Consider the following 16,824-nt stretch of genomic DNA (forward strand, 5'->3'; position numbering starts at 1 on the left):
TATGATTGGGCTGGATTTTTATAAAGGCAAAAACGTCCTAATTACTGGACATACTGGATTTAAAGGAACTTGGATGTGCCAGGTTTTATTGTACTTGGACGCAAATATCACAGGATATAGTTTAGAGCCACCGACGAAACCATCTTTATTTGAATTATTAAAAATGGGAGAAAAAATCAACAGCGTCATTGGGGATATCCGTAATTTAGAAAAACTGGAATCTGTATTCGGCAATATCCAACCTGAAATCGTTATTCATCTCGCAGCGCAACCAATCGTAAGAGATAGTTACAAACTTCCCCATTACACATACGAAACAAATGTAATGGGGACAGTTAATATTTTGGAATGCGTAAGAAAATTTGATTGCGTAAAAAGCTTTTTAAATATCACGACAGATAAAGTTTATCACAATAAAGAATGGGTTTGGGGCTACCGAGAGAATGAGCCACTTGATGGATTCGATCCATACTCTAACAGCAAAAGCTGTTCTGAATTGGTAACGCACTGCTATAAAAACAGCTTCTTTTCGGATAAGGCTGTAGCAATTTCTACTGCAAGAGCCGGAAACGTCATTGGCGGCGGCGATTTCGCAAACGATAGAATCATTCCGGATTGTATTCGAGCCGTTCAAGAAAACAAGGAGATTATCGTCAGAAATCCTTATTCCACGAGACCATACCAACATGTTTTAGAACCGGTGCTCGCTTATTTGATGATCGCGCAAAAACAATACGAAAATCCGTCTTACCAAGGTTGGTATAATGTTGGCCCGGACGATTGTGATTGTGTTACAACAGGGAAACTGGTTGATACATTCTGTAAAACGTGGGGAGACGGTGTCAGTTGGAAAAATGTAGCTGAGAATAACGCTCCACACGAAGCAAATTTCTTAAAATTAGACTGCACGAAAATAAAATCTGTTTTTGGATGGAACCCCAGATGGGGGATTCAGGAAGCGATTCAGAAAACATGTGAATGGAACAAAGTATGGTTCTCCAAAGGAAGCATACCGAATATCATGGATCAACAGATAAGAGAATTTTTAGGGAAAGATATTGACTTATGAAAAAAGTAATTGTGACCGGAGCAAACGGCTTTGTCGGCAGTGCAACCGTCAAAGTATTACTGGAAGAAGGAATGGAAGTTTATGCTATCGACCTACGTGGGCATCAAAATAATCTTCCCGAACAAAAAAATTTGCATTTTATTCCATGCGATCTAGATAATATTGAATCGCTACAAACATTAATTCCATCAAATGCAATGTTAGATACGTTCTACCACTTTGCATGGGCAGGAAGCGCTGGATCTGAACGAGCCAACACAAAACTTCAACTCCAAAACGCGCAATGGACAATTGATGCGTTAAGAACTGCCAAGAAACTCGGGTGCAGCAGGTTCATTTGTGCAGGAAGCATCATGGAACATGAAACCATCGCAGCCACTTACAAACAGGGAAATAAACCAGGATTAGCATATATCTATGGAGGTGGAAAAGTCATTGCACATATTATGGCCTCGTCGGTTGCTGCGGAAGAAAAAATAGATCTAATTTGGGCCAAAATCACAAATGCTTATGGAGTAGGCGAATTGAGTCCCCGATTAGTCAATACAACCATACGAAAAGTAATTCATGGGCAGCCGCCCCAATTTACTTCCGGAACGCAGAATTACGATTTTGTATACATCGATGATGTTGCTCTTGCGTTCTATCTAATCGGAAAAAATGGGAAACCGTTCCATTCTTATCTTATAGGAAGCTCCAATGCCAAGCCATTAAAAGAATTTTTATTGGAAATGAAAAAATCGATTGCACCTGATTTGGACTTTATCTTTGGAGATATTCCCTTCACGGGGATTGATTTGCCGCTAAGTGAATTTGATTGTACAGAAACGGAAAAAGACACGGGATTCAAAGCAAAAGTCTGTTTTGCCGAGGGGACAAGACGAACGATGGATTGGCTAAAATCGCAAGAGAGAAAATAATTATGATTCAAAAATTTGAGTTCCACAACACTGAAATCGAAGGCTTAGTTCTCGTAGTTCCATTTAACGCAGACGACAATCGTGGATTGTTTACTAAAGACTATTCGAAAGAAATTTTTGAACAAAACGGGATAAAGCATGAACTCGCAGAAGTTTTTTACACGACCTCTTATAAAGGCGTCATTCGTGCAATTCATTTTCAAAGAGAGAAACAACAGCCAAAGTTAGTTCGTTGTATTTACGGGAGCATATATGATGTTGTCGTTGATCTGCGAAAAGATAGTCCAACATTCATGAAATGGCTGGGCTTTGAACTTACACGTGAGAATCGGATGGAGTTAATAGTCCCTGCCGGCTGCGGACATGGGTATTTGGTATTGGAAGAATCTATCGTTTCATACAAGTGCGCTGAAAAATTCTATGGAGAATATGACGATGGAATCTTGTGGAACGATAAAGAGATTGCGATCAACTGGCCATTAAATCGGATTGGTGGAATTAAAAACATTATCTTATCAGACAAGGATAAGGAGCTAAATTCTTTCGCACGGTTTATGGAACTATACGGTGGATTTTAGGACAGGATAAAAGAATGGATTGTTTAGTCATTGGATGCGGTTTATCAGGCGCAGTAGTCGCGCGTTTCTTAGCTGAGGAATGCAATAAAAAAGTTGTAATATGGGATAGAAGATCCCATATTGCTGGGAACATGTACGATTGCAATGATGAACATGGCATCTTGATTCATAAATATGGTCCTCATACGTTTCATACAAAAGAGAGATATCTTTATGATTATGTTCGCAGATTTGCGAAATGGAAAGAATTTAAACTGACCTGCATGGCGAAGATCGATGGGAAATGTACTCCTACGCCTTTCAATTTTACAACGATAGACGCTTATTATTCTGAAAATGATGCAAACAGGTTGAAGAAACGCATCAAAGAAGTCTTCGGAGATCAAGAAACTGCAACGGTTGTCGAATTGCTTGAAAGTAAAGACACCTATATCCAGGAATTCGCGGAATTTTTATTTCAAAAGGACTACAGCCTTTATACGGCAAAACAGTGGGGTATACCAGCGAAAGAAGTAGATCCAAGCATATTGAAACGTGTACCTGTGAGGTTTTCTTATAAGAACGGATACTTTGATGACGCATACCAAGTTATGCCGGAAAAATCCTACGTCAGTTTTTTTGAAGGGTTGCTGAATCACAACAATATCAATGTTGAATTAGGGATTGAATCATTACATCACTTACAAATATCTAATGACAATCAGTTATTATTAAATGGGGCAATTAACAACAAGCCAGTTATCTACACAGGAGCATTAGACGAACTTCTCTCCATGCAATATGGAAGTCTTCCATACAGAACGCTACAATTCGATTGGAAATTTGAGAACATAGAGAGCTTTCAAGATGCGCCTGTTGTTGCGTATCCTCAAGCCCCAGACTATACAAGAATTACAGAATATAAAAAACTACCTGTTCAAAACGTACAGGGAACAACTTACGCGGTTGAATATTCATTAAAATATGAACATCGCCGATCTATGGAGCCCTATTATCCTGTTCTGACGGAGCAAAGTATAAGGCAATATGAACAATACAGAGAGAGAGCAAAGAAAATCAAGAATTTATTTTTTTGCGGAAGACTAGCAGATTTTAAATACTACAATATGGATCAAGCACTGAAAAGAGCATTAGAGCTCTGTAATGAGCTGAAATCATACATAAATTAAAAGATAAGCAAATATCAGCCATAGGCAGAATCCAAAAACCACCAAAATATTTAATTATACTCCTCTCCCCACCCCACCCCCGAAAATGCACTACAATTAACCGGGGGTTATCTCACTATGTCATTCGTTCATCTTCACGTTCACACCGAATACTCACTACTCGACGGGTTTTCCAAGATTAACAAACTCATGGACCGCGTCAAAGAAATGAACATGCCCGCCGTCGCCATCACCGACCACGGCACCATGTTCGGCGTCGTCGAGTTCTACAAAGCCGCAAAAGCCAAAGGCGTAAAACCCATCATCGGCGTCGAAGCCTACCTTGCCAGAAAGAAACTCACCGACAAAACCGCCAACGACAAAGGATCGAGCCATCTCCTCCTCCTCGCCGAAAATCAGCAAGGCTATCAGAACCTGCTCCAGCTTTCGTCCATCGCGCAGCTCGACGGCTTCTACTATCACCCGCGGATCGATCATGAAACGCTCGAAAAATACGCCGACGGCCTGATCTGTACCTCCGGCTGCATGGCGGCGGAAATACCGCGCGCGATCGAACGCGGCGATCTCGCCGACGCCCGCGCCAAAATCGAATGGTATCTTGAACGCTTCGGCCGCGACCGCTTCTTCCTCGAGCTCCAGGAGCACGACATCCCCGAAATCAAGAAACTCAACAAAGCCCTCCTCCAGCTCGGGAAAGAATACAACCTGCGCTTCATCGCCACTAACGACGCCCATTACATCGACCCGGACGACTGGAAATACCAGGACGTCATGCTCGCGATTCAAACCGGCGCCAACCTGACCGACGAGAACCGGTTCCGCATGTCCGATCGCTCATATTACCTGCGTTCGCCGGAAGAGATGGAAAGAATATTCGGCTCCGTCCCCGAATCGCTGAAAAATACGCTGGAAATCGCCGAACGCTGCAACGTCTGCCTCGATACCGATACCCATCACCTGCCGATCTTCCCCGTCCCCGTCGGTCAGACCGACCAATCCGAACTGCGCCGCCTCTGCGAAGAGGGACTCGTCGACCGATACGGCGATCGCGCACGGACCGACCCGGCGATCCGCGAACGAATCGAAAAAGAACTCCGGATTATTCATCAAATGGGTTTCGATTCATACTTCCTGATCGTTCACGACCTGATCCGGTTCGCACGGGAACAGAATATCTGGTATAACGTTCGCGGCTCCGGCGCAGGCTCGATCGTCGCTTACACGCTTAAAATCACTCCGATCGACCCGCTCGATTTCAAACTCATCTTCGAACGCTTCCTCAACCCGGAACGCATCTCCATGCCCGATATCGACCTCGATATCCAGGACGATAAACGTTTCCTCATGCTGCAATACTGCTCCGACAAGTACGGCGCAGATCACGTTTCGCAAATTATCACCTTCAATACCCTCGGCGCGAAAGGCGCGATCCGCGACGTCGGCCGAGTTTTAGGAATCCCGCTTCAGGAAGTCGACCAGCTCTGCAAGCTCATCCCAGCCGGAATCAAAATGCCCGGGAGCGGCGACGCGATTACGCTGCGGAACTGTATGAACGAAATCGTCGAGTTCCGCGAGGCCGCGAACGCCAACCCCCGCTATCAGGAACTCATCAAAATCGCGTCCGAAATGGAAGGGATCACCCGGAACGTCGGGACCCACGCCGCCGGCGTGATTATCACGGATAAACCGATCATCGAATATGCACCGCTTCATCGCCCCACCTCGGGGTCCGACGACAACCCCATCAAATCCGTCGCGCAGTTCGAAATGAACGTCGTTGACCAGATGGGCCTCCTCAAAGTCGATTTCTTAGGATTAGCGACCCTGACGATCATGCAGCGCTGCTGCGCCATGATCAAAAAACGCCACGGCCGCGAGCTGACGTTGACCAATATTCCCTCGGACGACCCCGAAACCTACCAGTATATCTGCGAAGGGCATACCGCCGGAATCTTCCAGCTGGAAAGCCCGGGAATGACACGGAATATTATCGAAATGAAGCCCCATAAACTCAGCCATATTATCGCCATGGTCGCGCTTTACCGCCCCGGACCGATGGACTTCATTCCCACCTACATCGCCTGCATGCACGGACAGCAGCAGCCGACCTATCTGCATGAAAAAATGATTCCGATTTTCGAGGAAACCTTCGGGATCCCCGTTTACCAGGAACAGATCATGTTCGCCGCGCAGGAACTCGGGGGCTATACCGCGGCCGAATCCGACATGCTCCGGAAAGTCATCTCCAAAAAGAAAAAAGCCGAAGTCGAGAAACATCGCGAAAAATTCGTCAACGGCTGCGTCGCGAACGGAATCGAACGGCATACCGCCGAAGAAATCTTTAGAAACTGGGAACAGTTCGCGAACTACGGCTTTAATAAGAGCCATGCCGCCGACTACGGCCTCCTCTCAATCCAGACCGCCTTCCTCAAGAAACACTATACGATCGAATACATGAGCGCGACGCTCGACGCCAACCATGGCGATTCGGCGAAAGTCGCGTTTTATATCAACGAATGCCGTAATTTGGGGATCGACGTCCTCCCGCCGCAGCTCAACGCATCCGACTGGGAATTCACCGTCGAAGACACGCCGCAAAACAAAAGTCAGATCCGCTTCGGCTTCGGCGCGGTCAAGAACGCCGGGAAAGCGGCGATTGAACTGATCGTCAGCGAGCGCAGCGAAAACGGGCCTTTTCAGGACCTCGACAACTTCGCGGAACGCGTCGACCTGAAACTCGTCGGACGGCGGACGCTGGAAAGCCTGATCAAAGTCGGCGCGCTCGACGACTTCGGCGAACGGGGGAAACTCCTCGTCGGATTGGACCGGATTATCGCCGCCAGCGGCGCGAATAAAAAGGGAAAAGAAACCGGCCAGTTTGACATGTTCGAACTGATGTCGATCGGATCGGTCCATATCGAACTCGAGGAAACCGCCCCGGTCGACGAAAACGAAAAACTCTTCTGGGAACGCGATCTCCTCGGCCTTTTCGTCTCGGATCATCCGCTCCACGCCTACCAAAAAACGCTCAGGAAACGCGGCGCTGTCCCGATCCATCAATTCGATAAAATCCAGAACCAGGGGCAGGTCACCGTTGGAGGAATCGTTCAATCGATCCGGATCCTGCTGACGAAAAAAGACATGAAGCCAATGGGGAATATCCGCCTCGAAGACGCCAACGGAGACGTGATCGACGTTACCTTCTTCCCCGCCGTCTGGGACCGCGTCATGGACATCGTTAAAACCGACGCGCTCCTGATCCTGCATGGGCGTCTCGATAAAACACGGCTCACGCCCCAGATTACCGCCAACAGCGCGGAAAAACTCGATCGGACCGACGACGAAACGGTTCTCGAATCCTTCGCCGATAATTTCAGCGAAAGCGATTACGCCGACGAGCTGACCGACAACAGCGCAACCGGAGACGTAAACGAAACCGCCCCCGCCGCCAGGAAAAGCGCAGCTCCCGATCCGGATTTTCCCTCATCAGCGGCGCGGGGAAATTACGAAGAAGAAAACCCGTTCAGCCTCGAAGAGTTCATCCCGGAAGACCTTCCCATCCCCAGTTCAGCGCCCGCGTTCGAAACTTACGTCGAGCCCTCCGCCCCGCTGATCCCGGAGAAACAGCCCTATTCCGTAACCGACCGCGTTTCCGATATCGCCGCCGAGCCCGCCCATACAACGGAAGAAAAAACAGCCGCGCCGCCGGAACCGGCCGAGGAGGAACAGCCGCAACCAGCCCCCGTCAAAGCCGATCCCGATGACTTTCATAAAATCACGCTCAACGAAATCGAACGGAACCGCTCCGCGTCGTTCGCAGACACCAACGAAGAAGACGACGACCTCGCGATCTTCGACGGCCCGGTCAAGCGAAAGCTCCTGACGCTGACGATCGAAAATCAGCCGGGGCAGAAATTTGAACAGCAGCAGCACCGCCTGATCCGACTACACAGCATGATCAGCGCGTATCCAGGGAAAGACGCGTTCGCGTTCGTTATTCGCGAAGGGGGGAAATCCTTCCTGATCGAATACCCGAAACTATCCATTAAGATCAACGATGACCTTATCCAAAAACTTCGAAAGGAATTAGGCGAAAACAACGTCGTCGTTGAATCGTAAACGGCGGCATTGAAGAACAGAATTATTCATCAATCATGATCGGATATCAGGCCGAAATCGAACGATATATTACAATATAGACGGCCGTAAAAATCTTACAACCAACGTCAAGTCGATCAATAAGATTCTGTTTCAACTAACTACAGGGAGAGTCAAACATGGAAGAGACGATCAACGCAACCCCCATCCGAACTATCGCAGTCTTAACCTCCGGCGGAGACGCGCCGGGAATGAACGCGGCGATCCGCGCTGTCGTTCGCGCCGGAATCGCCAAAGGCCTCAAAGTCTACGGCGTTCAGGACGGCTATAAAGGACTCATCAACGGCGACTTCATGCCGCTCGGACGCCGCGACGTATCCGGGATTCTAAGCCGGGGCGGGACGTTCCTGCGAACGGACCGCTCGAAAGAAATGAAAACGACCCATGGCCAGCGCGAGGCCCTCCGTCAACTCAACAACCAGGGGATCGACGGCCTGATCGCGATCGGCGGCGACGGGACGCTGACCGGCGCGCTGACGTTAGCGCGAGAAGGGTTCCCGGTCGTCGGAATCCCCGGAACGATCGATAACGACGTCTTTGGGACCGATACCTGTATCGGAGTCGACACGGCGCTCAACACGATCATGGAAGCGATCGATAAAATCCGCGACACCGCCGCCTCTCACAGTCGGGCGTTCCTCGTCCAGACCATGGGCCGCGACTGCGGTTATCTTGCGGTCCAATCCGCGATGATCTCCGGAGCGGAAGTCGCGCTGATCCCGGAAACGCCGATATCCGTCGAAGAAGTCGCTCAAATTATCGAAAGCTCCTATAAACGCGGCAAGAAACACTGCATCGTCGTCATCGCGGAAGGTTACCCCATCCCGATGGGCGAACTCGCGTCGCAGCTGGACAACATGGACCTTGGGTTCAAGTGCCGTGAGACCAACCTCTCCTACGTGCAGCGCGGCGGATCCCCGACCGCTTTCGACCGGATCCTCGCTTCGAGAATGGGCTATAAAGCGATCGAATTTATTACCACTGGGAAATTCGGCGTCATGACCGCGATCTCCGAACGCGCGATCGTTCCCTTCCCGATCGAAGATCTCGTCGGAAAACATCGCAGCGTCTCTCCGGAATATATCGATATCTCGAATATCCTCTCGCGCTGACCCCCAAACGCGGACTCAAAACGGGAGAAAGAAACGCGGATTCTTCTCCCGTTTTCCGTATTTATTTAAACGGGACCTCGCCAGCCATGAGCCTGGCGCGTTGCCATGGGGACGCGTTCGTCACGTCCGCCAGCATTCCGCGCAGCTCGTACACGCTGTCCCGAAGCTCGGCGGCGCGCTCAAACTCCAAGTTCTTCGCCGCCTCTTTCATCTCCCGCTCTAACTGCGCCAGCGTATGCTTCAGCTCGTTCGTCGGAAGCGATTTCTTCGCCGCCCGATACTCCGCCCGGTCCTCGGCAATCTGCGCCGAGGTTGTCAGCCGTTCGGAGAGATCGTAAACGCCCTTCATGATCGTCATCGGCTGGATCTGATGCGCCTCGTTATAAGCCTGCTGCTTTTTCCTTCGCCGCGCCGTCTCGTCCAGCGCATAGCGCATCGAATCGGTCACCTTATCCGCGTACATCAGAACCTTCCCCTCGACGTTCCGCGCCGCCCGCCCGATCGTCTGAATCAGCGAGACGCCCGAGCGGAGGAACCCTTCCTTATCCGCGTCTAATATCGCGACCAGCGACACCTCCGGCAAGTCGAGCCCTTCGCGAAGCAGGTTAATCCCGACGATAACGTCGTACGTCCCCAACCGCATGTCGCGCAGGATCGAAATCCGCTCCAGCGTATCGACCTCCGAATGCAGGTATTGGACCTTGATCTCGTTATCCTTCAGGTAATCGGTCAGATCCTCTGCCATCCGTTTTGTCAGCGTCGTGACCAAAACGCGCTGATTCTTTTCCGTCCGGATCCGAATCTCATAGATCAGGTCGTCGATCTGACCTTCGATCGGACGGACCTCGACGACCGGATCGAGGAGCCCGGTCGGGCGGATAATCTGCTCCGCGGTCAGCTCCGTTCGAGCCAGCTCATATGGCCCCGGCGTCGCGCTCGTGTAAATCGTCGTCCCCATGACGCCCTCGAATTCCTCGAACGTCAGCGGGCGGTTATCCATCGCGCTCGGGAGCCGGAACCCGTAATCGCTGAGAATCTGCTTTCGCGCCCGGTCCCCGTTGTACATCCCACGAATCTGCGGCACGGTCATATGCGATTCGTCAATAAACAGCAGATAATTCGACGGCAGGTAGTCCATCAGCGTCCAGGGATGCGACCCCGGCGCACGTTGGTCCATATGCCGCGAGTAGTTCTCAATCCCCGCGCAGTACCCCGTCGCTCGAATCATCTCCAGATCAAAATTCGTCCGCTGCTCGATCCGCTGCGCTTCGAGGAACATCCCGCGATCCTTAAAATACCGGATCCGCTCCGCGAGCTCCGCTTCAATATCCGCGAGCGCCTGCTTCATGCGCGATTCTTCCGTGATATAGTGTTTCGCGGGAAAAACCTGAATTTCGTCTTCTACGCGAAGAACCTCCCCGGTAAGCGGATTAATCGCGGTAATTTTTTCGATCTCGTCGTCGAAATAAGAAATCCGGTACACGAGCGAATCTTCGTAAGCCGGATAAATATCGAGCGTATCGCCGCGGACGCGGAACGTTCCGGCGTGAAAGTCCGTGTCGTTCCGCTCGTAACGATTCTCGATCAGGTTGCGTAAAAGCGCGTTGCGGCGATGAATCGCACCGGTCTTCAGCGTAATCACCGCTTTCCCGTACGCTTCCGGATCGCCCAGACCATAGATACAGCTGACCGACGCAATAATAATCACATCCGACCGCGACGACAGCGCGGCAGTCGCCGCCAGCCGCAGCCGGTCGATCTCATCGTTCGTATCAACCTCTTTTTCAATATATAAATCACGGCGCGGAACGTAAGCCTCCGGCTGATAATAGTCATAATAAGAAACGAAATATTCGACCGCGTTATTCGGAAAAAACTCTTTAAATTCGGCGTACAGCTGCGCCGCCAGTGTTTTATTATGCGCCATGACGACGGCGGGGATTTGCAGCTCCTGAATAATATTCGCCATCGTAAACGTTTTCCCCGTCCCAGTCGCCCCTAAGAGGACCTGATGACGGTTGCCGGCGCGGACGCCGTCGACCAGCTCGCGGATCGCCTGCGGCTGGTCCCCCATCGGCTGATACGGCGCGTGAAGGTCAAAAAGTTGATGCATATCGAATCTCCGCTCTTATTATAACGGATATCGAACAGAATTTCAGAAAACCAACGAAAAATCGCAGGAACCGTTTTGACAACAGGTTTCAAATTAACGCATCAGACCCGCTTCCGCAGCGAAAACGCCGGCTCGGACTCAACCCGGACCCGATCCTCATGATCGATATAGCGCCAATACCCGTCGTCCAACCGGAACCCCTCGAAGCCCGCGTCCTTATAAAACGTCAGCGCCGCCTGATTCGATCGCGCGCAGTTCAGAATTAACAGCGGCAACCCCTCCCGCTGCGCGATCAGCTCCGCCATCTTCATCATCAATGTCCCCAATCCGCGGCCGCGAAATGGTTCTTTGACCCGGAATGAGCTGATAAACAGGTAGCGGTCCTCGGGACTGAACGTTGGGTTCGGCTCCTTCTTCGTAAGGAATACCTGCCCAACGATTCCGTCGTCCGGCGACTCAGCGATCAGCGCCGTCGTCAATCCGATCAGCTGGTTCCTGAAAACCTCGCGGTAGACCTTCCGATAACGCGCATATTCCCCGTCCCATTCGATCAGCGGCAAGTCCTCCTCGACCATCTTCCGGATCCTGACCCTATCCAACCATTCGCTCACCCGTCCCCCCTTTCCGCTCCGTCCGATCCAGCGCGCCCTCCCGTTCCAGCTCCGAAATCAGCCGCATCCGCAGCGCGGCCTCCTCTTCATCACGCTCGATCTCGCCGTCGATCCGCGCCGCGCGAAGCCGATCCAAAACCTCCCGCATCCATGCCCCCGGCGGATACCCCATCTTTTTCAGGAACGCGCCGTCGGTCGCCGGCCGCCGGTGACGCCAGCCGCATAAATAATCGCGAAGGAATGCGTGAATCGCGGCGTCGTCCGACATTGCGTCATAGCAAAACAGCGACGCGAACGGAACCTTTTCCAAAAAGAAAACCGCTTCGCTCCGCCGCGATTTCAGCTTCGCCGCGAACCCGCTGAAAAGCGATTCCAGCCCGCGGATCGCGGCGGCGACGCGCGCCGGGAACTGGAACCGATCGCAAAGCGCCTCGATCGTCGTCCGCCGCTCCGTTCCCAGCCAGGAAATCAGCCCTCCCCAGCTCGCCAGAAAATCCGGGAGCTCCGCGTCCGCCTCGATCCAGGCGCTGTCGAACGGAAACGCGACGAGACGGCGGTAATCCGCGGTGTCCTGCGTCGTCCAGTGCAGGTCTGGATGAACGTTTTTTAACAGGCCCAGCGCCTCCAGCCGCGCGAAACAGGCCGGCGGATCACTCTCCTTAAACAACAGCTGGAATTCATGGCGGATACGCTGACCGGAAACCTGCTTCAGGAGGCTCCCGCTCAAGCGCAGCCGTTCCAGCGTATTCGCCTCGATCGTAAACGCGAACCGCTGTTCAAAGCGAATCGCGCGGATCATCCGTGTCGGATCGTCAGTGAAGGAAAGCGAATGCAGCGTACGGATTTGCCGCTGCGTCAGGTCATTCATCCCACCCCAGAAATCGAGAAGATCGCCGAACGCTTCGCCGTCCAGCCGAAGCGCCAGCGTATTAATCGTGAAATCGCGCCGATGCAAATCCAGTTTAATCGAACTGCGTTCGACAGTCGGGAGCGCCGTGGGGTAATCGTAAAACTCTGTTCGCGCGGAAATCAGGTCGAGAGAATCGGGGAGTCCTTCGTTCGTTCCCGCCGAAAAGGGCGCCGCGCCCGGCTTCAGCGAACCAACCTCCCACTTCGCCGTGCCAAATTGCGGATGCGACCGGATGACGCCGCCGTATCGGCCGGCTAAGCGCCGCGCGACCGCAACCGCGTCCCCCTCGATAACAATATCGAAATCCTTAACCGGGAGCCCTAAGAGTAGGTCGCGGACAAATCCGCCGACGATATAAACCGGATATCGGAACTGCCGCGCGATCTCGGAAACGGCGTCGATCAGCGCCCGCGCCACGGGCGAAAGCGCCGCCGCTAATTTTTCGCGATAATTCCGCCGCTCGCATTGAAGTCCGCCGCGAAGCGCCTGGATCAGGTCGGTCCGCGTCACGATTCCCGTAATTTTCCCCCCGTCCGCGTCACGGACCGGAATCTGACCCCAGCCCGACAGGCTCATCATCTCGCGCACCGTCTCGACCATGTCGTCGGCGGTCACGGAATAATCGCCGATATCCATGATCTCAGAAATTGGTTTATTCAGCTGAAACGCGCGCGCATGATCGAGCTGACGACGGTTCAGCAGCCCGACCAGCCTCCCGTCCTGATCGACGACGGGGAAACCTTCATATCCGTAGCGCTGGACAATCGCCGAAGCCTCCTGAACCGTAAGCCCACTCTGGAGCGTCAGCGGATTCGCCGATTGAATCGACGCGACCGTCAGCGGCGGCGAAACGTACGCAGGAAGAATCGAAACCAGCCGCTCGCGAACCTCCGCCATCTTCGCGTCCGTCGTCTCGCTCTCGTCGAGCGCGATCAGCCCCGCCGCCGCGCGCGCGTGCCCGCCGCCATGAAAATTCTTCATGACCTGACCGACGTTGATCCGGTCGTTCGTCGCCCGCCCGATCATGCGCAGTCCGACCCTCGTCCGCAGCAGGATAAAAATCGCGTCCGGGTTCATCATGTCGCGTAAATAATGCGCGACGGTCGAGTATTCGTCATGAATATCCGTCGCGTCGGCGGTCGCTAAAACGATCTCTTCTCCCGCGATCCGAAGCGTCTCGGCCGACGCCAGGCAGCGGTCCGCCAGGACGAGCTGATTCTCGGTCAGCGGCTGACGCAGGTACCGCTGAAGAACGTTAAGATCCGCGCCCTGCTCGACGAGCCAGGTCGCGGCGCGCATGTCCTCAACCGTCGTCGAACCGTATGTCAGGTTTCCCGTATCCTCGTAAATCCCCAGGAGCAGCAAATTCGCCGCTTCCTGTCTCAGTTTAATTTCGCGACGGCGCAGCTCACGAATCAGAATACTCGTGCACGCCCCCAACGCTTCGAACCGGCAGTCCCAATCCGGCGACAACGACGTACCGGGAAGATGATGATCGACGACACTGATCTCCGTATCCGCGCCGACGAATCCCTGCGAAAAGAGACGGTGTGTATCGACAAGAAGGATCCGCGCCGCTTTTTCGTTCGGGAGCTGCCTGATCAGTTGAAACGGGAATTCGTTCCGATACTCTTTCAGGAAAACCGCGACGTTGCGGTTAACATGAATCGGACGCGCCGCGATATAATCAGGATAAATCAGCTGCGCCGCCGCCAGCGAAGCGATCGCGTCAAAATCCGCGTGTTCATGGGTAAAGATCAGCTTCATTTTCAAGCTCCAACATCGATCTCAGCCATACCTCCCTTTTATTGTACTTCAGGAGGAACTCCGTAATTCATGATTAAGCGGCGCTTACTTTTATACGGTTGGGCATGTGGAAATTTGAAACACAGACCAGACTTCACCAATTCCCGCGAGGCGTGTCAACTTATGGTAAAATATTTTCCGGCTTGGTTGAAAACCAAACGACACGATGGATTGATCATGGGGTCGTCGTGAGGAACAGCGTTAGGAAACGCCGCCGCGCGAGATACCGGGGAAAACTTAGAACGAAAGGAAATACTGAAATGGCGAAATGTGAAATTTGCGGAAAAACGACAACGTTCGGGCATAACCGAAGTTTCTCGCAGCGAGCGACCAACCGTCCGTTTTATCCCAATTTGCAGCGAGTGACCTTATTCGTCGATGGCGTGAAAGTCCGGAAGACGTTATGCACGAAGTGCATCCGCACCATGTCGAAAATCGAAAAGTAAACCTTCCAATTCTGCATATAAAAAAGAGGCTTGAGCCTCTTTTTTTTGCCGATTCGCCCGTCATACCGGGGCCGTCTTTCGAATCAGCCCCAATGGAGCGCTCAGCCTTCAAAACCGAATCGAAACCGGCTCGCCAGTATGCATCAGGTTTATCGCGTAGCTTCGCCGTTCCAGGGATCGGGTATAATTTTCAGACATGCGCAAGACCTTTTTCCGATCCGCACTTCTCGTCCTGATGGCCTGCATCCTCCGCCCGTACGTCGTGAACGGCTGTCCAGCTGGAACTCCCGGACAGCGGATCGAATTTCATATAGAAGCGCCCGGCGCGTCCCGACGCGGCGCGTTCGCCGTCTACGTTCCGCCCTGCTACGATCCCGACCGTAAGGACCCATATCCGCTCCTGATCCTGCTGCATGGACATGACATGTCGCTGCAAACCTGGGACCAGCTCGGACTCAACGCCGCCTACAGCAGCTACGCGAAGTCCGTTAACCACAAGCCATATATTATCCTGACGATTCTCGAATCGAACAACCTTATATCCCTTAACGCGTCCGAATTCGATCTCTTTATCCTGAACGATATTCTCCCATGGGTTGAAAGCAACTTCAACACCGGCGGAAGTCGAAAGCTCCGCGCGCTCGGCGGCATCTCCCGCGGAGCTTACTGGGCCGCCGATATCGTCTTCCGTCACCCGGATATATTCGAGACCGTCGGGCTGCATTCACTTCCCGGCTCCCCCTTCTACGACCTCGAGTTTCATTACCTCGCCGAAGAAGCCAGCGAAAACGGCGATACCTTTAACGTTTCCCTCGACATCGGCGAAAAAGACCCCTACGGCCCTGGAAGCCAGGTCTTCGAAAAACAGCTCGAAAACGAAAAAATCCCCTACCGATCGCTCGTTCAGCCGGGGGACCACTCGCTGTCTTACTGGGAAACGTATCTGGCCGATTATCTGACCTGGTACGGGAAATCGTTCGCCGTCGACGAGAAATCCGCGTCCAGCGGCAGCGTCGCCAAATAGCCCCGCGCGAAATCAATATCCGACCCCACCTGCCGAACCAGCGCACTGCTATTCGAAAACTTCATCTCCGGACGAATAAACGCATGGAAATCGATCCGCGCCGCTTTCCCGTACCCGTCGACCGACGCATCCAGCAAATACGACTCGATCGTCAGATCGCTCTTATCATAAAACGTCGGACGCACGCCGATCGCCGTCACCGAATCATACCGTACGCCATCCAGCTCGGTCCGCGTAACGTAGACCCCATTCGCTAAAACGATTTTCTCATCCGGAAAGCGCAGGTTCAGCGTCGGAATACCGATCTTCGTTCCAAGCCTTACGCCATGCAGGATCGTATTCCGGATAAAAAAAGGATAGCCGAGAAGCCGCTTCGCGTTCGAAACGTCTCCATCTCGAAGAAAAGCGCGAATCCGCGTAGACGAAATTTCCCCGTCAGGAAGCCGGAGACGCGGATGCACGATTAAATCGAACCCATACCGCCCGGCGACGCCGGCTAAAACCCGCTCCCTGCCCTCGCGATTTTTTCCCAGCGAAAAACCTTCTCCGACGCGAAGCTCCTTCATCCCAATCGCGCCCGCCAACCGGCGCAGGAACGCATCCGCGGATTGGTCCGCGAGCGAACGGTCGAACGGGACGGAGATCATCGCGTCCAGCCCCAACGCGGCCGCGAATTCAGCCCCCTCTTCCGGAAGCAGGAGACGACTATTGACCGGGAGACGGCCAAAAAAAACCGCCGGAAGCGGCGAAAACGTCACGAGGACGGTCGGGAGCTTCCGCCTTCGCGCGCCCGCGATCATCGGGACCAGAATCGAACGGTGCCCGATATGAAAACCGTCGTAAGCGCCGATCGCCGCGACCGAAGCGTCAAACCGAATCGAATCAAAATCGGAAGCCAGCAGCATACG

General features: G+C 52.7%; 12 protein-coding genes. 8 read left to right on the forward strand and 4 right to left on the reverse strand.

Annotated features, from left to right (window positions below; genetic code table 11):
• Nucleotide 1: 1 nt before the first annotated feature.
• From BEQ56_10740 to BEQ56_10765, 6 genes are all read left to right on the forward strand, one after another.
• Entirely contained in the window at nt 2–1,069 is a 1,068-nt protein-coding gene (locus BEQ56_10740; GenBank protein ID AOH43908.1) for a CDP-glucose 4,6-dehydratase, read from the forward strand.
• Nucleotides 1,066–1,989: an epimerase gene (locus tag BEQ56_10745; protein AOH43909.1), complete on the forward strand. Its 924-nt coding sequence runs from the start codon at nt 1,066–1,068 to the stop codon at nt 1,987–1,989. Before BEQ56_10740 ends, BEQ56_10745 begins: the two co-directional genes overlap by 4 nt.
• Nucleotides 1,990–1,991: 2 nt before the next feature.
• On the forward strand, nt 1,992–2,567 hold the full coding sequence (locus BEQ56_10750; GenBank protein ID AOH43910.1) for a dTDP-4-dehydrorhamnose 3,5-epimerase: 576 nt from the start codon (nt 1,992–1,994) through the stop codon (nt 2,565–2,567).
• A 14-nt stretch (nt 2,568–2,581) separates the two neighbouring features.
• On the forward strand, nt 2,582–3,736 hold the full coding sequence (locus BEQ56_10755; protein AOH43911.1) for a UDP-galactopyranose mutase: 1,155 nt from the start codon (nt 2,582–2,584) through the stop codon (nt 3,734–3,736).
• 189 nt (nt 3,737–3,925) lie between these two features.
• The gene (locus BEQ56_10760; protein ID AOH43912.1) at nt 3,926–7,855 is read left to right on the forward strand and encodes a DNA polymerase III subunit alpha; all 3,930 of its coding nucleotides are present in this window, start codon (nt 3,926–3,928) and stop codon (nt 7,853–7,855) included.
• Between the two features lie 185 nt (nt 7,856–8,040).
• The gene (locus BEQ56_10765; GenBank protein AOH44514.1) at nt 8,041–9,006 is read left to right on the forward strand and encodes a 6-phosphofructokinase; all 966 of its coding nucleotides are present in this window, start codon (nt 8,041–8,043) and stop codon (nt 9,004–9,006) included.
• Nucleotides 9,007–9,067: 61 nt separating this feature from the next.
• Here the strand turns inward: BEQ56_10765 and BEQ56_10770 are convergent, their stop codons facing one another.
• The 3 genes from BEQ56_10770 to BEQ56_10780 form a co-directional block, all read right to left on the reverse strand.
• Nucleotides 9,068–11,119, reverse strand: coding sequence for an excinuclease ABC subunit B (locus BEQ56_10770; protein AOH43913.1), 2,052 nt, complete (start codon nt 11,117–11,119; stop codon nt 9,068–9,070).
• A gap of 101 nt (nt 11,120–11,220) precedes the next feature.
• Nucleotides 11,221–11,694, reverse strand: coding sequence for a hypothetical protein (locus BEQ56_10775; protein ID AOH43914.1), 474 nt, complete (start codon nt 11,692–11,694; stop codon nt 11,221–11,223).
• A 16-nt stretch (nt 11,695–11,710) separates the two neighbouring features.
• Complete coding sequence (locus BEQ56_10780) at nt 11,711–14,407, reverse strand: hypothetical protein (protein AOH43915.1); 2,697 nt, start codon at nt 14,405–14,407, stop codon at nt 11,711–11,713.
• A 299-nt stretch (nt 14,408–14,706) separates the two neighbouring features.
• Here BEQ56_10780 and BEQ56_10785 point away from each other — a divergent pair, with 299 nt between their 5' ends.
• Together BEQ56_10785 and BEQ56_10790 are read left to right on the forward strand one after the other, a co-directional pair.
• Nucleotides 14,707–14,892, forward strand: coding sequence for a 50S ribosomal protein L28 (locus BEQ56_10785; GenBank protein ID AOH43916.1), 186 nt, complete (start codon nt 14,707–14,709; stop codon nt 14,890–14,892).
• A 196-nt stretch (nt 14,893–15,088) separates the two neighbouring features.
• A complete protein-coding gene (locus tag BEQ56_10790; GenBank protein ID AOH43917.1) occupies nt 15,089–15,916 on the forward strand; it encodes a hypothetical protein in 828 nt (275 codons plus the stop codon).
• On the opposite strand, the gene BEQ56_10795 is transcribed toward BEQ56_10790, so the two are convergent.
• Entirely contained in the window at nt 15,844–16,821 is a 978-nt protein-coding gene (locus BEQ56_10795) for a riboflavin biosynthesis protein RibF (GenBank protein AOH43918.1), read from the reverse strand. The two genes, BEQ56_10790 and BEQ56_10795, sit on opposite strands and share 73 nt — an antisense overlap.
• Nucleotides 16,822–16,824: the final 3 nt, after the last annotated feature.

The sequence above is a fragment of the Anaerolineaceae bacterium oral taxon 439 genome, assembly GCA_001717545.1.
Classification (GTDB): Bacteria; Chloroflexota; Anaerolineae; order Anaerolineales; family Anaerolineaceae; genus Flexilinea.

Coding starts and splice junctions, on each gene's coding strand:
- BEQ56_10760 (AOH43912.1), top strand. CDS start 3,926: ATGGACCGCGTCAAAGAAATGAACATGCCCGCCGTCGCCATCACCGAC.
- BEQ56_10795 (AOH43918.1), bottom strand. CDS start 16,821: ATGCTGCTGGCTTCCGATTTTGATTCGATTCGGTTTGACGCTTCGGTC.
- BEQ56_10775 (AOH43914.1), bottom strand. CDS start 11,694: ATGGTCGAGGAGGACTTGCCGCTGATCGAATGGGACGGGGAATATGCG.
- BEQ56_10790 (AOH43917.1), top strand. CDS start 15,089: ATGCGCAAGACCTTTTTCCGATCCGCACTTCTCGTCCTGATGGCCTGC.
- BEQ56_10745 (AOH43909.1), top strand. CDS start 1,066: ATGAAAAAAGTAATTGTGACCGGAGCAAACGGCTTTGTCGGCAGTGCA.
- BEQ56_10750 (AOH43910.1), top strand. CDS start 1,992: ATGATTCAAAAATTTGAGTTCCACAACACTGAAATCGAAGGCTTAGTT.
- BEQ56_10785 (AOH43916.1), top strand. CDS start 14,707: ATGGCGAAATGTGAAATTTGCGGAAAAACGACAACGTTCGGGCATAAC.
- BEQ56_10780 (AOH43915.1), bottom strand. CDS start 14,407: ATGAAGCTGATCTTTACCCATGAACACGCGGATTTTGACGCGATCGCT.
- BEQ56_10770 (AOH43913.1), bottom strand. CDS start 11,119: ATGCATCAACTTTTTGACCTTCACGCGCCGTATCAGCCGATGGGGGAC.
- BEQ56_10755 (AOH43911.1), top strand. CDS start 2,582: ATGGATTGTTTAGTCATTGGATGCGGTTTATCAGGCGCAGTAGTCGCG.
- BEQ56_10740 (AOH43908.1), top strand. CDS start 2: ATGATTGGGCTGGATTTTTATAAAGGCAAAAACGTCCTAATTACTGGA.